Below are 17,534 nucleotides of genomic sequence, written 5' to 3'. Positions count from 1 at the left end.
ATGGATAAGATAAAAAAGCTACTTCAAGTAAAACTATCGGCTAAAAAGAGACTTACGAGTGTAACACGTGATTCTTAAATGTAAGGAAAGATAAGCTGGATAACACCCTGATTGACGCTTATTTCTTGTTCTGTCATATACGCAATTAGACAAATAGGCTTTTTACTGCACTAAAACTCCACTAAGCTTATGACGAACTGCTCCTTACCCATCGGTTTACTTTACGTATGATACACTAAAGAAAAAGGAGGTGGCCTCTATGCAGCAGCTGCAATTCGAAGCGGCATGGAAGAAAGCTCTATCTGCACAAGACCGGAACATCATTGAACATATTTTTGACGAAACAAAGGATCACTGCGATTCCCCTGTTGTTTTCTCTCCTATTCGAGAAGCCATCAATCATAAAAAGGACCTATTGGTGACTGTCCTAGTGCACAATTTTACTGACTATCCTCTTACATTTGAAAATACACAGCTAGTTTATTCAAATGAGCAAGAGGTGCTAGCGGAATACAATTTTACACTGCCGGCACTGCAGATTCCTCCACATGTCAGCACGCCTTGGACACTTATTTTTCCAACGGACAGCTATACAGCAGTCTCTTCCCTCTGGAATGGCCACGTGGAAATACGGAAGTAGATCATACTCTTCCTTGCCAAGAAATCATACGCCCCTTATAAATTGACATGAAAACAGGGAATCCATTACTGGTTTCCCTGTTTTTTGGCTCTTATTTAGTATTTTATATTGCACAGTCTTACATTAAGTCGCTGCTCCGGATGAGGCAGCCGCCTGATCTGCCTTCACACAATCGATGGCTACAACGAGTGCAATCATAATCGTCTCCATTTCCTCCTTCATTACCTGCACCTTGTAGCTATCCCCCCATGTGAACCATTCTTTGCTTACCTTCCCTACTACCTCACCATGCTGGTACACCTGAAAGTTCATATCCCACCAATTACCCTGCACCTCAATGCCCGCCGCATCAATCGTATAGCGTGCTTTCAAGAAAGAAAACTCCTTCTTAATCGTTAATACTTCCCTGCCGTTCACTTCTACGAAAAACTTCGGTAAAAAGCTGAACACTTTTTTGGTAATAAGCGCAACTTCATCTCTTGCCGTATTCATAATAGAAAAGGTCTTCGGAATCTGCAGAAAGCTCCCCTCTACGAAATACACGTCCCTCTCCTGCTGATCCTTCACCGTAAATTTGCCGCTTAGGCTGAATACCTTCTGCTTAATATAGAGTTCCTTCATGCTATATTTCTCCTTTCGGTTCATTGTAAAATTTCCGACCTATTAATAGACAGCTTCATCGACTTTCTTCTTGAAACCCATGAGAAAGGTATTTCATCATTTCTATAATTGTAACATCCGGAATACTACTGCTAAACCGGTTCTGTAAATTCTACCCTTTTTCCTTTAAGAGCTGTTAAAAAAGCAGGTGCAAAACTGAAATAAATGCCTGCACTTCTCAAGTAAACAAGGATAACTAAGCCAATTGTAACAAATATACTCTACAGGGATTTTCTACGGTAAAGCCTATTGCTGTATCTTTTTTTATGTTTAAATACAAAATATGGAGATTTTTAAATCCGAACACTCCTGAGCATCGTTTAATAGGCAGAGGAGGATGGTAATGAACTTTGTAGATGCGGTAGAACAATATACAACGTACTTATTAAAAATGAGTTTTTTATATGTAAGGGACAGGCAATTAGCTGAAGATATCGTTCAAGAGGTGTTTGTAAAACTTTATCAAAAATACGGAGAGCAATTGCCGCTGGAAAATCCAAAAGGCTATCTCGTGCAAATGACGGTGAATCGCTGCCGGGACTACTTCCGCAGCTGGCATTACCGGAAAGTGCAGGCAATAGATTTTTTCACTGCCCACGAAAAAGCCGATCATCCTCCTTCAGAAGACCCTGATATTGCTGAGCATGTCATAAAGCTGCCATTGAAATATCGGGAAGTTGTGATTTTGCACTACTTTGATGAACAAGGGACGGCTCAGATTGCTGCCCTCTTGAATATCCCAATTGGGACAGTAAAGACACGACTGCAAAAGGCACGCCGGTTATTAAAGGGTATTCTGCTCGAGGAAGGAGAAGGAAGCTATGGCCAACAAGCTTAATAATTCTTTAGGAGATTGGGAGAAAACTTCGGAACAAGTGAAATCCAGAATTTATGAGGAAACGATTTATAAAGGCCGAAAAAGACCGAAAAAACCGTTTATCAAGCCCTTTTTAACAGCTGCCGCCCTCCTTCTTTTCACAGTCGGCACTATCATATTGACGACTTTGGTAGTGAAGACAGAAGAGACTCAGCTGTCATCCGAACATGAAAGCTTTAGGATGTTTGATGAGCGGACAGTTAAAATTAAGAAATATGAGATGTTTTATCGTGATTGGCGCTTCTTGCCACCGGAAGCTCTTGAATATTACGCATTAAGTGAAACGATTAGCCAATATGCCCTTTTTCATCACATGGCGCGTCATGATTACGAGTGGGATGAAAAGCAGCGCCATACCGTGAGGGAACGTGTAAAAAAAGCACTTCATAATGAAATGAAGGATACCAGCTTAAAGGCGTATTACGAAAAAATGTTTGCCGAACTCCAAATTACTGAAGAGGAGTATATTGATTATTACTTAGTAGTGAATAAGGAAGCGGAAATGCTTGAGAAAGTTTTGTTTAACGAGGGAATTGGCTTGGATGAAACAGCAGCTTACCCATACAAAGACGCAGTAATGGTATATCAACATCTTGCAGGTATTTCAAAAGGTGATATGAACGTACTGGAAAGATGGGGCTCTAGAAGAACCCAGCCAATGGATCCACAGCCTGATGATTTGCCGTTTGATAAAGTCCAGTTATCATTACAGGTGACAACAAATAAGCAAGGGGAATATATTTTTTCAAAAAGCATTAACTTTCCTACGTACCTCGGTTATACGTATAAAACTTTCCTATCCGATATCAAGCGGGATATCGTAAAGGAGGAGCTCACTCGACACTCTCTGAAGCACTATCAGGAGGCATTACGAACATATACAAGCCATGATGCACAAAAAATGAAATGGGCAAAAGAAATAGGTGCCGTACTTGAAATATTAGAGCGGACTATTGAAATGAACTACAAGATTGATTAGCCCAGCGATTTGAAAAAGCCTATGTAAGAACATGTTTCTACATAGGCTTTTTTGTGAGTTTTTCTATTCTTATTACTGAGATTGTTACAGCTCAGGCGCTTATAATAGAGAAGGTCTTTTTTAAAGGAAATGATGGGTGAAATAGTAAGTTTCCTCATGATCGCCTTTTCATTTTCCAGCCTGATAATTATCTATCATGACTATCTTCCCCTAAACCTATCAGCTTTTTATATGCCCTAAGATATAATCCCTATTGAAAAATACCTAATAATACCGATATTAAATTATATTATTTTACTTATCATGATTTATTTAGGGAGAGGTTTTATGAAAATGTTCGCAAAAAAAGAGAAAGCAACATATTTGAAAGATGAGGCAGAGAAACTAAAACCAAAGGTACGGATTGATATTCAGAAAGATCAAAATTTACTAAGTCAGCTATCTCTTATCGACCTTACGTTAGATGATCTTGCAGTTGCAAAAGCATTGCAGCCGCTTATACAAGAGAAGATCGAGAAAATCTATAACCCAATGTATAACAGTTCCTTCGAGGGAGTTCGCCGCGTAGTCGATATGAATCCGATCGGTATTGATTTGTCAGGCAGCCAGCAATATGTTATTAGCTTTTTTGATGGAATTATTGATGATAAGTATGCAGAAAGAAGATATCAACTCAGCAAATATTACTTAATGACTGGTGTTGAGGTACGCTGGTATCTTTGCACTAACCAATCGTTTATAAATAATATTATAGATCTGTTAACAGAAGTGTTTAAAGATGATACAGAAAGTTTGGCGCTTGCTTTAAGAGTTACGACAAAAATCTTTAATTTAGAAATGCAGCTATGCCTTTCAGCTTTGCAAATGCTGCAAAACGAGGCTACAGTTACAAAAGAAATTGAAACAAAACAGCAGGTTAAGGAGTCAATCGGCACCATTACTGAAGAATTGGCTGCCATGTCAGAAGAAGTCGGCGCCTCGGTGGCAGATGTGGTTGTACGTTCTGAAAGTATCATGACATCCCTGGACGAAGGGCTTCAATCATCTATCATTTCAACAGAAACTTCTGTAACAGGAAGATCACAGTTAGATCAAGTAATCGAACAGACCGTTTCTCTAAAGGATAGTGTGACAGAAATCCAAACAAGTATCCGTTCATTAGAAGTCAATTCAAAGGAAATTGGAGACATCGTGGCAGTGATCACGTCGATTGCAGACCAAACGAATCTATTAGCGCTAAATGCTGCCATTGAAGCAGCGAGGGCTGGAGAGCATGGGAAAGGGTTTTCAGTAGTGGCAGCAGAGGTAAGAAAACTTGCTGAGCAGACAAAGAATTCTTCAAGTAATATTACAGAGCTGGTCGTGTCTACAACGAAGCAAATCGAAAATGTCGTCGGGCAAATCGATGATGTCAATGCCAAAACTGTATTAACAAATCAAAATGTGCAGGAGACTGCAGAAAGCTTTGACAAAATTTTAACTGCTAGTATGGCTAGTAAGGAGCAGAACGAACGAAATAACGAAGAAATGAGTAAAGTCGCCGATATCCTGAAGGAAATTGGGGAAGCCGGTTCCAAAGTAGCGAATTTAGCGGATAATTTAAACAGCACCATGCAAGGATATTAAAAAAACAGCCTATTCAAGAAATCTTGAATAGGCTGCTTGCTTCTATAAGTTTGTCTAATGGTCCTTATTTTTGTACGACCGGATCAGGGTAGTCAAAGCCCTTTGTATCCACTTCCACTTTTTTCATCTTCTGTTCCTCTAACGGTTTGTCCGCTCCGTCCCGTTCAACAGCAACAATCGCATCCACTGTTTCCATTCCTTCAATCACTTTTCCGAATGCCGCATAGTCACCGTCAAGATGCGATGCTTCCTCTACCATGATGAAAAATTGCGAGCTCGCTGAATTCGGGTCTTGCGCGCGCGCCATCGAAATGACCCCTCGCTCATGCTTCAGGGTGTTTTCAAAGCCATTTGAAGAAAATTCTCCTGCAATCGTATAGTCCGGTCCGCCTGAACCATTCCCTGCAGGGTCTCCCCCCTGCACCATAAAGTCCGGAATTACCCGGTGGAAAATAAGACCGTCATAAAAGCCCTCTTCCACTAATGAAACAAAATTCGCCACCGTATTCGGCGCTGTGACAGGATCTAGTTCAATCACAATTTTCTCATCGTTCTCCATTGTAATTGTGACAACCGGCTTTTCCTTTACCTCTCCTGCATAATCCACTTGTTTTTCTGTTTGTTTTTCTGTTTGTTTTTCTGCTTCCTTTGCTGTACCCTCATCTTTTGTTGATGTACCGCACCCTGCAAGCACAACAGAAATGACTGCCAGCAGACTTAAGAACAAATAAAATACTTTTGATCGTTTCACCATATTGTTCAACTCCTTTAGTTCATCCCTCTGATTATATAATTGGAAGCCAACTGCCGGCAAATGAATAAGAGGTTTGTTGGTGAGAGGCATAGGCAATCTTTTCAGTCAACGAATGAATAGCCCGCTCTTTACATAATGATAAAAAACGAGAGGAGCTGGTCACTTGAGCAAGTTCCAGCCTGAAAGACTTTCTGTAGAGTATAGAGACGGTATCACTCCAACAACTCCTATCATTCCGCGCTGCTACACACTCACCCACTCTGATACAACCAGCCAATTATTTTTAACAATCGGCGCTCACTATGCATGGGATCAACTCAATTCGATGAGAGATGAAGTACTAGGTACCTGGACACCAAATGGGGATTTTTTGCATGTGTATGTCTATATAGACCAAGGAGAATATCCGGAAAGTACGGCTGCAAAACGCTATGACATATTTAGGCGTGAATTACCGCTTGCCTTAACTGCAATACGCTTCGGTGATAGGTTTTTATTCAATTGTTATCCTTCACTAGATCACGCCTCTATCATCATACATTTTATGTCCGCCTATCCCCAGTTTGCTAAACAGGAAAAGTGGGGAACCTTCCGCACTTTTTCCGCTTAATCGTTTTCTCTAGGTGGTTATGTACTTTACAGGGAAACTTAAAGACGAGCATCAATTATATAATCTTCCCTTCTAATATAGCTGGATAATAGACGTATCCTTATCGATCCACAAATTGTATAATTTAGGAAAGCAAATTTCAAAGGAGCGGTTGTGTTTGTTTTTTCTACAAATGTCAGGGTTCCCCGGTTCGGGGAAATCGACGTTAGCAAAGGAAATTTCGAAGGAATTCAACGCAGTTATCATCGACCATGATATTGTGAAATCCGCCTTGCTTGATTCGATGGCCAAATCCCATCTGGACCTTGCTGCTTCAGGAAAAATCGGCTATGCAATCGACTGGTCATTAGCTGACTTCTATCTGTCGCAAGGCTTTCCTGTTATTTTAGATAGTCCTTGCTTGTACAGTGAAATGATTGAAAAAGGGCTGGCCTTAAGCAAACAATACAAGGTGAAATACAAATATGTAGAATGCATCGCTGAGGATGTGCACGTAGTGAACAAACGATTGAAGGAACGGAACAATATGATCAGCCAAATCACTGCTGTATCGTCGGAGGAAGGATTTTATAAAACCATTGAAAACAGCGCCAAACCAAAAGACACGATGGTTCTGCAGGTTAATACATTGCAGCCGTTAGAAGAATACGTAGGTGAGGTAATTGATTATGTGAAAGGATAAATGAACATGGAGAAAACAAACTTATACGCTTATATTAAATTTAGTGGTAACGATGACTTCCCTTTAGAAGTTGTAACAAATCGTCTGCAAATCCAGCCGACAGAAACACGGAAGTTAGGCGAAAGATCTACGCCCAACCATCCAATTAATAAAAAAGTAAACTTTTATACTTCTTGGACATATAAAATCAAAAAAGAAACGCTCTCTTCTGATGATGTTTTATCTCCCCTATTAGAGGTATTTCAAGAAAAGACGCATATCATTAATGAATTAAAAGCAGAATTGAATTTAGATGTACAGTTGGAGCTGGTCGTCAACATCCATGGAGGTTATACACCTGGGTTATTCATTCACCCTGAGTTCAGTCAATTTGCGGCAGCGATCAATGCTGGTCTAGATATCGATACGTATGTATATCCCTTCTACGAACCGGAGGAAGAATGAGAGACTTTTCTACGACTTTTTCTATCCAATTTAAAAAGCAACACAGGAAGTGATATGCTTCCTGTCTTGCCTTTGGAGTCCAAGTATCGTGCGCCTTCATGGCTCCAGCTATTTAATTTGGCGCGATTTTATCGTGCGGAATTAGCCATATGTCACTCTCATAGCCTATGACCGCATAGTCCTCGCTTATTCCGAAATATGTGACAGCTGTTCCCTCCCCAATAATCGTTTTAATCGAGTTTTCTGCCAGTACAGCTTCCGTTGTTTCCTGCACATACCAAGTACCTTTCGGAGTAGGTTTCGATACGACTTGCACATCCGATGCTTTCACGAATAATGTCTGCAGGTATTTAGTCGTATCCATGTGCGAATAGACATTCACGGCATGATAATCACCGATTTTAAATCCTTGAGACCGAACCAGTGTATGTTTAGGGAACTGCTTTGTAAAGGTATAGCCTAATTCCAGTCTAATTGGTCTTGTCGTACCTGACTTGTAAGGCTGCCAGTAAACCGGTGTGTCCTGCTTTACTTCCATTATATCCCCTTCCACTGTTTCCTTTCCTTTTTCTGCAATGAAAACATCTGTCGGATCAAGGGTTACCTTTACATTTCTATTACCCTCTCGAACTGTTGTTTCCAATTGCCCTGCTTCGTTAAATGTAAAGCCGGCATCATTCAAATAGCTGTAATAGCTGTATACTAAATAGAATTCATTAAATGAAGGCAGCTGCATGACCATGTTCTGGTTAGCCCAGAGATGCGCCGGATCCTTATAGAACTGCGCACGTGTCTCCAGTGGTATAGCCTTAAATTGCGTTAAATTTGTCGCCTGCACCCGGTAGCCTGAACTCATCCAGTAATAGGTCTGATTATTGTACTTTTCAATATTGTACACACGGAAATATTGACCCTTTTTGACAATCAAAGAATCAAATTGGCCATTTGCATTTTTCTTATAAACCTTCACATCTTTGGAAAATGTAATCTTTCCTGTCTGCCCCTTTACAATCTCCGCACCGTCCCAAACGGCCGCATCAGCCTCTGAATGCCATCCAATCAAAAATAAAAGACAACAAGCAGCGAGCCACTTTTTCATCTTCCTTCACTCCTCTTTTTAAGAAACTGAAAAATCAGTAAACAATAATCCTATCATCACTCTAACATATCTGGTAAATAGCAACTATAGCTCAGAAGTAATAATAATCCAGTCAGCGTTCCAATATTTCGAAACGCCAGGAGCACTATTTCGAAGCATCCGAACTGAATATAGCAAAGGTGAAGAGCGAGACCTTGTCTGCGTAAAGCAAACTGTCTGAAACGGAAGTTTTTGATTCATTACCATATAACGTTATCAAAAAGACTGTAGACAATTTCAAATTTCTTTGAGTTTGCCTACAGTCTGGAACCTTATTATTAAAAGTTATTAATTCTTTTTATTTTCTTAAACGGCGTCTTAGCTGAATAAGAAGATCAATGTATCCTTAATATTTTATAATTGTTCTGCCTAGATGCTGGCCATTTTTGACTGCATCAATCGTTTCTGGTAAATCTTGAAGCGCAATTTCTTTGGTAAATGCCGTATCACTGATATTCCACTCATCCGCGATTTTTTGCCAGATCGGTGAACGCTCTCCGATAGGCACATTCACTGAATCAATCCCTAATAAATTTACACCTCTAAGAATAAATGGCAATACATTTGTCGGTAACTGTACGCCGCCTGCATTACCACACATTGACATACTGCCGCCATAGTGAATTTGAGGAATTAAAGCTGCCGCAACATCACCGCCTACAGTATCTAAAACGTAATGATATTTTGCTTTACTTACTAGCTTTTTACTATCCCCTAGGTCAGATGAAAAAATAACTTCCGTTGCACCTAAGGATTTTGCTACTTCTACTTGGTATTCTTTGCGAACTAACGCAGCGATATTTTTGTAGCCGATTTTAGATAAAATTTGCAGAGCAACACTTCCTACACCACCAGTTGAACCAGTAACTAAGATTTGCGGATTGCTTTCAACTGACATGCCGTTTTTCTGTAGTGCCAGTATAGATAAGGCTGCTGTGAAACCTGCAGTTCCAAAAATCATCGCATCTTTTAAAGTAAGACCAGTTGGTAAAGGAACGATCCAGTCAGCAGGAATTCTAGCATATTCAGCAAACCCGCCGGTATGACTTACCCCTGTGCCGAAACCTGTAACAAGCACTTCTTGTCCTTCTGCATACTGCTCGTTAGAAGAACTAACAATCGTACCGCTTAAATCAATCCCCGGGATCATCGGATAGTCTCTAATTACGCCGCCATTTGATTGAACAGCCAGCATATCTTTGAAGTTCACAGAGGAATACGAAACCTTAATTAAAACCTCCCCTTCTGATAGGTCAGAAAGAGACACATCTTCTAGCTTATACGTTACTTCTTCGTTTTCTTTCCTAATAACAATCGCTTTAAATGATTCCATAATACCCCTCCTAATTTCTTATCCAAAATATTTCTGTAACAAAAATATTTGTACAACGAAATTAACATGCTATTATAGTATTGTCAATATGGAGGTGTAAGATTTGAATTTGAATGAATGTATCAATTTTTTATTGAGTGTGTCTCAGCATAAAGTGTATAAATTGTTTAACCGGTATCTGGAGGAATTTGAAATTACTCCAGCTCAATACGGTGTCTTAAATTGTGTATGGACGGAAGGAAAGATTTCACCTAAAAGAATTGGAGAGCTGCTTTATCTAGAAGCGCCCACTGTGTCGGGCATACTCGATAAAATGCAAAAAATGGATTTAATTGATCGAGAAATTGACCCTGCTAATCGCAGAAATGTTTTAGTAACGAGTACAGAAAAAGCAAACGAACTGCGGGATGTCATCCAAGCAGCAAGTATGGAAATGAATAAAAATGTACTTCAAGAACTGAATGATCAAGAAATAGAAGCTTTGAAAAAAGGATTGTCCAAAATAATCGGGACTGAATTATCTTAGTGGGTTTGGTATGGAATTACGTATACATTTTAAATAAATGACAAGAAAAGAGTGGCTCATAGCAAAATAAGTCCCGTTTAATGCAAGCGGGACTTATTTTGTAGAAAAACGTTTTAGCAGAGGCCGTGCCTATGAAACATTAAGGTCAAACACATATGTTATATACCCCTGATCCCACTCTGCAATTACCTCATAAATGTAGTAACCAGCTGCAGCAGGTAGAGGAAGTTTATCATTGGTAAGCTCGACTTTCTGAACCGATTGATCCTCATTCCATTGATTTACCCTAATTGTTGCCGGCTCTTCTCCTACTTCTATTTTTACTGTACTATCTTTCGTGACACCCAAGGTATCAAACGCTTCTGCAGCTTCTTCCGTATAGACTTCATCTACCCTTTTTTGCTCTACTTTCGCTTCTTTCCATTTGATATTCTTATATCAAGACAAAGTAATTCAATATGCAGAAATAAATCGTTTAAAAACCTCCTTTTCCTTAGGTGAAGAAGCAAAACCATGCTTTCGCCCATTCAATTCCCCTTCCGCTGTCACAGCATAGTCTAAAATATCTCTGCATAAAGAAACAAGCTCTACTTTTTTGGATGCCAAAATCTCTAACAACTCCTAATAAGTCCTATCCGCTGTATTCTTTTCTTACTAAGGATGTTCTTCCTCATTTTCTGTTATCTGATCAGGTAGTTGATTGCGAGTTACAATCAATGGTAGAATTTTCTTGTACATACAGCATAAATAACCTCTCTTTTGAGAATAAAAGTCCCTGCAATTTGAATGCTATAGTGGGATTTTTCACTATATCTTTCTACCACCAAAATGCTTAGAAACCATCATCTTAGAACTTAAAGCTAATTTTGGAAAGCGACGTTAATTCTATATGTATCAAGATAAGAAAGAGTAGGTTTTCCGCTGCGTTCATAACCTTACATCTAAATATCTTGTTTTCCATGAATTTTATTGACACTCAAAGCAAGATGATCAAACGGAGGAAATTTGATGAATTTTACTTTTTCTGAAACATACCAGTCCTATGTCAGCGAGGGACCAATACAGTTCCGTATACGAAAACATTTATTTAACGCACAATTTATCGAACAAGCAGAGGTCATCGCCCAATTATATGAACAAAAATTAAATGAGTTGGCAACGTTCTGCCTTGCAGATCCTGGTTTTTCTAAATGTTACCCAGGCCAAACAGTCCAATCCATAATTGAACAACTAGGAAACCCTATTATTTCCATTGACGAAGCTGGTGGAGTGCTAACTTATACGCAGCACACACTAGATATGGAGCATATTATAGATATCGAATTCATTGGAGCATTAGATAGTTTTTTCTCTGTCTTTATTGATGGTTAATACTCCAAACTCAAAACCATCTCTGCTTCTATCTCGGGAAGACTTGTTATGTTTATTCTCTCGCTTGTAAGAATGCCTACATTCACCCTCTAGCCTTTTTTCTTTAACATTGGAAAGATAAAATAATGTTTTCTCTTCATTATTTTTATCATGCGTCTTCAAAAAAGCAAGAAGCCTTTTATCCGAAGGCTTCTTGCTTTTAACACTATGCATTTATCAATTTAACCTGCTTCATCCGTCCCATAGCTCAACGGTTTTGTGCTTTCCCAGGCAGCTCCTACTTGGAATAATTGCTTTTCGGAAAGGTGCTTGCCCATAAACTGCATACCCGCTGGCAGTCCTTTTGAACATAAACCCATCGGTACCGAAAGGCTTGGGATACCTGTTAAGTTGGCTGGCACAGTAAATGGCAGACACCGCGCTGTAACCGCTAAGTTTTGTTCTGCCCAGTTTTCACCGAGTGCCGGAGCTGTGATCGGGATTGTTGGTCCTAGGATAACATCAACCTCTTCAAAGGCTTTTTGGATTGCTTTTACCAATTTCCTGCGGACTTGCTGAGCTTTTAAGTATTGAGTAGCACTTGTCAATGTACCGGCTAACAGAAGGGCGCGCGTATCTTGTGCATAAGCAGCCGATTGCATCTGCAATGTCTCATAATTAAAAGCGGCGGCTTCTGATGATGAAATTGCAAAACCAGCAAAGGTCGACATCGATAATTCCGGGATTTCCAGCTCCTTAATTTCTGCTCCTAAATTTCGAAGCGTGGCGACCGCACTGTGAAAGAGCTTTTCTACCTCTGGCTCTAATCCCTCAAGATAGTACGTTGGAATACCGATTTTAATCCCTTTGATTCCTTTATTTAAATCAGCCGTGTAATCAGGAATCGCCGTATTTAAGCTGGCAGGATCTTTCGGATCGAAACCTGCCATGAAGTTGAGCATTAAAGCCAGATCAGCAGCTGAACGTGCAAGAGGACCTGCGTGATCCAGCGACGATGCTGTTGGGAGAATGCCATACGTACTAATGAGTCCGTAGGTAGGCTTCAATCCATAGACCCCAGACATTGCAGCCGGTATGCGATTGGAACCCCAAGTATCTGTCCCGGTAGTAAGCGCACCCATCCCTGCAGCTAATGCAGCCGCACTCCCCCCGCTTGACCCGCCAGGCATATGGTCAGTATTCCAAGGATTTTTGGTTGTACCGAAAAGCTGGTTTGTACCGGTTGACCCGGCACCAAGCTCATTCATATTCAGTTTTCCTACCATAATACCGCCTGCAGCCAGCAATTTTTCAACGGATGTAGCCGTTTGCTCAGGTATGCTATCTCTAAATAGCTTCGAGCCGCCTGTCGTTCGTATATCCTTTGTTTGGTAGTTGTCCTTGATACCCATTGGAATACCATGCAGCGGTCCTTTATATTGGCCTTGCATAATGGCAGCTTCAGCTTCCTTTGCCTGTTTGAGGGCCGATTCATTCAGCGTTGTAATATACGCATTGATTGTTGAATCCATTTGATCTATGCGATCGAGTACCTGCTTTATCAATTCTACAGGTGATAGCTGCTTTGTCTGTAATAACGTTGATAGTTCAGTAGCAGTTAGAAAGGAGAGATTAGTCATTCGTTAGTACCTCCTTATCCACCACTGTAAGCGGCTTTTCTTTACATAGGTCCCGAAAATTACTCAAAGGGGCTTGTGCCTTGTTCACCATTGCGACAATGCCTTGCGTATAGAGGACATCTGTTTCCGTAACAGGAAACCCCTGTAACTCTAATTCTTTTTTTATATTTTTGGGCTCGAACATAAACCTTCCTCCTTTTCACATCATTCATTCGTAAAAATACACTCTTAGCTAGCAGCTGCACCGCTGTAGATCGATAGCTCTTTCAGCGAATCAGGTTCAGATAGACTCATACAATTTCTTTTGGCCCACTACTTGCATGATTGTTTACAATACGAATTGTGGAGCTAAAAGGGGCAGTTCATACCTCAGTATCCACACTCTTCCTCTTTAAATACTGCTAAAATACATTGATGATCACCTCCTGCATTCATTTGCTCACCCACCCTATACCCTCCTGCAAGTAAATTAGCAGGCAGCGCTCCCAATAATTTATTTTTAACAATTTTAAATAGCGTAATGAAGAAACGTAAAAGCAGATTGGTTTATGGCAGGAGGTGTTCGTTGGATAAGGAAAATGCAGAAAGATACGCAGGTTATATCACTTAAGGATTTATCTATAATTAGATGTTCATAATATTTACATTTTTAGATATTTACTTTGAATTGAGTACTCCATAATAGTGAAATCAAGTAGAAGGAAGTCCCTCGAAATCTACTTTTAAGTGATCAAATTATATAACCAACTCTATGTATTAGTGAAAAACATATATTATTAATAATTATTATTTTGTATTTCACTAGAATTTCAGTAAACTTATATTAGATTTTTCATAAAATATAATAGGAGGAATTTTTTATATGAAAAGAGTCTTACTGGCATTGATCGCTATTTTCATTTTTTCAGTCCAAGAGGATGCTGAAGCAAAGGTAATCTGGGACGGCGGAGAAATAGTGGAAGGCCAAAATGGGAAAATGACGTTCAAAAAGGATGTTAAAGTATATAAACAGCTGCCGAACGGACAGTATGAATCACTAGTCGTAAAGCGCAATACCTATTTCCGCGTGTATAAAATCGAATACTCTTACAATAAAACATATTATTGGATGAGCTCCGGCTACCGCGTGCAGGCAACGGATTTAGTGATCTTTAAAGAAGTTCCTTATGAGGTAAAGGAACAAGTAATGACGGATTACTATTATTATGTCTCGAATCCAAACGGGGCTGAATTCCGTACAAGACGTTCTGACACATTAGGTACGGTTGTCAAAAAAGTAGACACTGGCTATTCTTTCTTCGGTCCTGCTGTGAATAACGGCTATATTACACAATCGTTCTCGGAAATAATCGATTGTTACGAGGAAGAATGCCAGCCTCAGCAAAAGACAACAAATGGCTTTATCAATGCCAAAAATGTTAAACAGGCAGAAAAAACCGCTGCTCCTTATAAAACCGGTTCCTATTTAATGCTGACATCGGATGCGCGTCTGTATGCCAACCCAATCACAAAACAATACCAAAAGGATTATTCATTCAGCTCTACTTACTTTGATAAACAAACAGTAAGTATATTACCGAAGGGAACAGTCGTCCAAACGAGCGGTAAATTGGTTGGAGGATTGCTGCAAGTAGGAGACTCCCCCTATTATTATCAATCTGCCTATATCGATTTAAAGAATGTCGCTCCGTTGCCAAAGCCGACAACGCAATATTTGCAGTATGGTCAAGACCTTTCTGATGCAAATACTGGATGGGGTTATGTCTCGATTGCTGGGTTAGGCACTTCATATGTCCCGCGAAATGAAGCTGTACAAGTATATGCTACTAACGGCATCAAGTCGTTCGTATCATACAAGGGCAAATATGGATTTGTTCCTTCAAAAGCACTTTCCAGTAAAAAAGCAAACGTACCGTCCATTACGGGCGTAATTGCACCGAAAAGTGATTTAACCATCACCTATCATAACCTGCATTTCACGTCATCTATGGACAAGCCAACCGTCTTAACAAGCAACGATGGAAAGTCCTGGATATTGGATGATGGCAACGGATTTGTATATGAAGAAACAGACAGCTATTTCCGCTTTAAACACCAGCATGGTTCAACTTCCTACCCTGGCTATGGCTGGTACACGATTCAAAAGCCAATCCAGGAAGGCGCTAAAATTGAGTCCCACGGTAAGGTGCTGACGATTTTTGATACGTACACAACACCGGCCGGGACATTCAAAAATGTATTTTTAACAGATATGGGCTACTATATCGCACCTGGATACGGGGTTATCCAGTTCTGGGACAGCGCGTATGCAACGGAAATAAATTAACGGTTATAGGGTACATTAGCATTTTCTAATGTGCTTTTTATGTGAACTTGCTGTTACGAAAGAAACGGCTTATCATTCTCACAGTGTCTATCCGGTTTTCCCCTGCTAAAAAACGTAAAGCGGCATCTTCTTACTAGACAAGAAGATGCCGCTTGATTACTATATTGTTTATTTAATAACATAGACAAACTTAAAGCCGGTTGCTTTATTGCATCGGCATAAACGAAACCTGCCAAATGCCATCATCATTTTGTTTCAATTGGAACCCCGCAGGTACTTCTGAACTCTCCTGAGTAAAGGAAATATATCCTTCAGTTTCTGATGTCTGAATAAATTCCCCTTGGGATAATTCATAAAAAAGCTTTTGTACTTCTGCTATAGATGCCTGACCAAAAGGTGAGAAGGCGAGATGTTCCTCCAGACTCCAGGCAACATATCCCTCCTGATCTGTATAAAAGTCGTATTGTAGTTCCTTGTCACCCTCCATCCACGCAAGCAAATAGAGACGGGCAATATTCATTGGATTTAATGAAGCCAATTCACTACTATTTTTCGATTGCCTAAATGCCGAATAGGCAGCCAATTCTTCAGATGATAAATTCAAATCCTTTATAAGCTGATCAAAATCGACCGCTTCTATCTCCAAGTGATTCAATGTATACCAGCTGTAATATTGGACATCCATTTCTCCTGCCGTTTCATACGTAATCTTCAGGCCCATGTTTTTGATTGGCTCAAAATCATCGCCTAATACAAATTCAAAAATAATGCGGTTATCTACGTTTGGTTGGATATTCATTTCGGATAGCTCCCGGTATTCGCCAATGTCCTTACCCGTATAAAGCCCAGTTTTCTTTGAAGAATCCGCCCCGTACACTTGCAGGGCAATGTGGTCTTTTTCATACTGTACAGGATTTCGCGCTCCATCTACAAGTTCTACCGAGTGAATAATTGCTTCTTCTTCACCGTTCCAGAAGAGCTTTGCGACAATGAAATGCGCCTTTCGGCTTTCAAATGGATTAAATCCAAATTCATTTAAAGAAAAGTCTTCTTCCCCTGTGGATGACCGTTCATTTTCAAATGGATGGATAAAAAGAAATAGTAGCAATACAGCTATTATTGATACACCAGCAGCAGCAATATAAGAAAGAAATCTAGTTTTTTTCGTATTTGCAGGCTTTCTTAGCTGTTGCCGCACACCATTTTTTACTTGTTGCTCTGCTTCTTCTAAGTTTTGCAGCTTCTTCATGCGATAGTTATTCATGCATAAGCACCTCCCATACATGCTGATGAAGCTGTTCCTTCAACCTTTTTCTTGCAACTTGTAATCGAGTTTTGACCGTGCTTTCAGGAATATGTAGAATAGTCGCAATTTCTCTAGTCGTTAACTCCTCTAAATAATAATAAACAACGACTTCCCGTAATTTAATTTTCAAATTAAGTATCGATTCATCTAATACTTCTTTTTCCTCTTGTTCAATCAGTTCATCTTTAAGTTGAATCATCGGTTCTTGAGTAAAAGGTCGTTGCATTACTAGTTTCCGGTAATTCCAGCTCCGTAAATAGTCCATACAACGGTTCTTCATCAATTTTGATAAATAAGCTTTTAGATTCCCTTGCTCTCTATAATCGGAATAATACAATTTAATAAATACATCTTGCACTAAATCTTTCGAACAATCGATATCTTTCGTATAGTAATAACCGATCCGAATCAAGTATTGTGTATACTCATCCATTATGTGTTCCAGCTGCTGCTCATCCAAGTAACCCCCTCCTTCTATTCCTATAACGAAGCTGCATATGAAATGGACGGTTTTTCTAAAAGAATTTTTACTTACCCTCCATCGTACCACCACTCCCTCATGAGCTTGTCCTTATTTCTAACGAATTTCTGCCTGTCGAATAAACGTATAGTGAACTGGGTAAAGTCAACTACTACAACAAAG

General features: G+C 39.8%; 20 protein-coding genes. 10 read left to right on the top strand and 10 right to left on the bottom strand.

Annotated elements, in window-relative coordinates; translation table 11 throughout:
* Positions 1 to 259 precede the first annotated feature (259 nt).
* Positions 260 to 640 (top strand): SLAP domain-containing protein, encoded by a 381-nt coding sequence (locus AA0Y26_RS07890; protein ID WP_413366654.1) that lies wholly within the window; start codon positions 260 to 262, stop codon positions 638 to 640.
* 123 nt (positions 641 to 763) lie between these two features.
* Here the strand turns inward: AA0Y26_RS07890 and AA0Y26_RS07885 are convergent, their stop codons facing one another.
* The gene (locus AA0Y26_RS07885) at positions 764 to 1,261 is read right to left on the bottom strand and encodes an LURP-one-related/scramblase family protein (protein WP_413366653.1); all 498 of its coding nucleotides are present in this window, start codon (positions 1,259 to 1,261) and stop codon (positions 764 to 766) included.
* 382 nt (positions 1,262 to 1,643) lie between these two features.
* Here AA0Y26_RS07885 and AA0Y26_RS07880 point away from each other — a divergent pair, with 382 nt between their 5' ends.
* From AA0Y26_RS07880 to AA0Y26_RS07870, 3 genes are all read left to right on the top strand, one after another.
* Entirely contained in the window at positions 1,644 to 2,138 is a 495-nt protein-coding gene (locus AA0Y26_RS07880; RefSeq protein ID WP_413366651.1) for a sigma-70 family RNA polymerase sigma factor, read from the top strand.
* Positions 2,122 to 3,156 (top strand): hypothetical protein, encoded by a 1,035-nt coding sequence (locus AA0Y26_RS07875; RefSeq protein ID WP_413366650.1) that lies wholly within the window; start codon positions 2,122 to 2,124, stop codon positions 3,154 to 3,156. Before AA0Y26_RS07880 ends, AA0Y26_RS07875 begins: the two co-directional genes overlap by 17 nt.
* A 327-nt stretch (positions 3,157 to 3,483) precedes the next feature.
* Positions 3,484 to 4,782, top strand: coding sequence for a methyl-accepting chemotaxis protein (locus tag AA0Y26_RS07870; RefSeq protein ID WP_413366649.1), 1,299 nt, complete (start codon positions 3,484 to 3,486; stop codon positions 4,780 to 4,782).
* Positions 4,783 to 4,846: 64 nt separating this feature from the next.
* On the opposite strand, the gene AA0Y26_RS07865 is transcribed toward AA0Y26_RS07870, so the two are convergent.
* Complete coding sequence (locus AA0Y26_RS07865; RefSeq protein ID WP_413366648.1) at positions 4,847 to 5,536, bottom strand: peptidylprolyl isomerase; 690 nt, start codon at positions 5,534 to 5,536, stop codon at positions 4,847 to 4,849.
* 163 nt (positions 5,537 to 5,699) lie between these two features.
* On the opposite strand from AA0Y26_RS07865, the gene AA0Y26_RS07860 reads away from it, so the two are divergent.
* From AA0Y26_RS07860 to AA0Y26_RS07850, 3 genes are all read left to right on the top strand, one after another.
* Positions 5,700 to 6,146 carry a staygreen family protein gene (locus AA0Y26_RS07860; protein WP_413366647.1) on the top strand — a complete coding sequence of 149 codons (447 nt, stop codon included), beginning with the start codon at positions 5,700 to 5,702 and terminating at the stop codon, positions 6,144 to 6,146.
* Between the two features lie 157 nt (positions 6,147 to 6,303).
* Positions 6,304 to 6,828: an AAA family ATPase gene (locus tag AA0Y26_RS07855; protein ID WP_413366646.1), complete on the top strand. Its 525-nt coding sequence runs from the start codon at positions 6,304 to 6,306 to the stop codon at positions 6,826 to 6,828.
* A gap of 6 nt (positions 6,829 to 6,834) precedes the next feature.
* A complete protein-coding gene (locus AA0Y26_RS07850) occupies positions 6,835 to 7,272 on the top strand; it encodes a DUF4279 domain-containing protein (RefSeq protein WP_413366644.1) in 438 nt (145 codons plus the stop codon).
* Between the two features lie 112 nt (positions 7,273 to 7,384).
* On the opposite strand, the gene AA0Y26_RS07845 is transcribed toward AA0Y26_RS07850, so the two are convergent.
* Positions 7,385 to 8,371: a hypothetical protein gene (locus AA0Y26_RS07845; RefSeq protein WP_413366643.1), complete on the bottom strand. Its 987-nt coding sequence runs from the start codon at positions 8,369 to 8,371 to the stop codon at positions 7,385 to 7,387.
* A gap of 385 nt (positions 8,372 to 8,756) precedes the next feature.
* Positions 8,757 to 9,743 carry a YhdH/YhfP family quinone oxidoreductase gene (locus tag AA0Y26_RS07840; protein ID WP_413366641.1) on the bottom strand — a complete coding sequence of 329 codons (987 nt, stop codon included), beginning with the start codon at positions 9,741 to 9,743 and terminating at the stop codon, positions 8,757 to 8,759.
* A 103-nt stretch (positions 9,744 to 9,846) separates the two neighbouring features.
* Between AA0Y26_RS07840 and AA0Y26_RS07835 the strand changes: the two genes are divergently transcribed.
* Positions 9,847 to 10,269, top strand: coding sequence for a MarR family winged helix-turn-helix transcriptional regulator (locus AA0Y26_RS07835; protein WP_413366639.1), 423 nt, complete (start codon positions 9,847 to 9,849; stop codon positions 10,267 to 10,269).
* Positions 10,270 to 10,398: 129 nt separating this feature from the next.
* On the opposite strand, the gene AA0Y26_RS07830 is transcribed toward AA0Y26_RS07835, so the two are convergent.
* Both AA0Y26_RS07830 and AA0Y26_RS07825 read right to left on the bottom strand, forming a co-directional pair.
* A complete protein-coding gene (locus tag AA0Y26_RS07830) occupies positions 10,399 to 10,617 on the bottom strand; it encodes a hypothetical protein (RefSeq protein ID WP_413366637.1) in 219 nt (72 codons plus the stop codon).
* Between the two features lie 105 nt (positions 10,618 to 10,722).
* Positions 10,723 to 10,875 carry a hypothetical protein gene (locus tag AA0Y26_RS07825; RefSeq protein ID WP_413366635.1) on the bottom strand — a complete coding sequence of 51 codons (153 nt, stop codon included), beginning with the start codon at positions 10,873 to 10,875 and terminating at the stop codon, positions 10,723 to 10,725.
* A 402-nt stretch (positions 10,876 to 11,277) separates the two neighbouring features.
* On the opposite strand from AA0Y26_RS07825, the gene AA0Y26_RS07820 reads away from it, so the two are divergent.
* Positions 11,278 to 11,640, top strand: a complete 363-nt coding sequence (locus tag AA0Y26_RS07820) for a hypothetical protein (RefSeq protein ID WP_413366631.1) — start codon at positions 11,278 to 11,280, stop codon at positions 11,638 to 11,640.
* Positions 11,641 to 11,861: 221 nt separating this feature from the next.
* On the opposite strand, the gene AA0Y26_RS07815 is transcribed toward AA0Y26_RS07820, so the two are convergent.
* Both AA0Y26_RS07815 and AA0Y26_RS07810 read right to left on the bottom strand, forming a co-directional pair.
* Entirely contained in the window at positions 11,862 to 13,259 is a 1,398-nt protein-coding gene (locus tag AA0Y26_RS07815) for an amidase (protein ID WP_413366628.1), read from the bottom strand.
* Positions 13,252 to 13,443 carry a hypothetical protein gene (locus AA0Y26_RS07810; RefSeq protein WP_413366626.1) on the bottom strand — a complete coding sequence of 64 codons (192 nt, stop codon included), beginning with the start codon at positions 13,441 to 13,443 and terminating at the stop codon, positions 13,252 to 13,254. Before AA0Y26_RS07810 ends, AA0Y26_RS07815 begins: the two co-directional genes overlap by 8 nt.
* Positions 13,444 to 14,121: 678 nt before the next feature.
* On the opposite strand from AA0Y26_RS07810, the gene AA0Y26_RS07805 reads away from it, so the two are divergent.
* Positions 14,122 to 15,585, top strand: coding sequence for a hypothetical protein (locus AA0Y26_RS07805; protein WP_413366625.1), 1,464 nt, complete (start codon positions 14,122 to 14,124; stop codon positions 15,583 to 15,585).
* Positions 15,586 to 15,790: 205 nt separating this feature from the next.
* Here the strand turns inward: AA0Y26_RS07805 and AA0Y26_RS07800 are convergent, their stop codons facing one another.
* Together AA0Y26_RS07800 and AA0Y26_RS07795 are read right to left on the bottom strand one after the other, a co-directional pair.
* Positions 15,791 to 16,849, bottom strand: a complete 1,059-nt coding sequence (locus tag AA0Y26_RS07800; RefSeq protein WP_413366623.1) for a hypothetical protein — start codon at positions 16,847 to 16,849, stop codon at positions 15,791 to 15,793.
* Positions 16,842 to 17,351: an RNA polymerase sigma factor gene (locus AA0Y26_RS07795; protein ID WP_413366621.1), complete on the bottom strand. Its 510-nt coding sequence runs from the start codon at positions 17,349 to 17,351 to the stop codon at positions 16,842 to 16,844. The genes AA0Y26_RS07800 and AA0Y26_RS07795 overlap by 8 nt, the downstream gene beginning before the upstream one ends.
* Between the last annotated feature and the right edge of the window lie 183 nt (positions 17,352 to 17,534).

It is taken from the genome of Lysinibacillus canaveralius, assembly GCF_047301505.1.
Lineage (GTDB): Bacteria > Bacillota > Bacilli > Bacillales_A > Planococcaceae > Lysinibacillus_B.
Note: the sequence above shows the minus strand (reverse complement) of the source record. Positions and strands in the feature narration are given on the sequence as shown.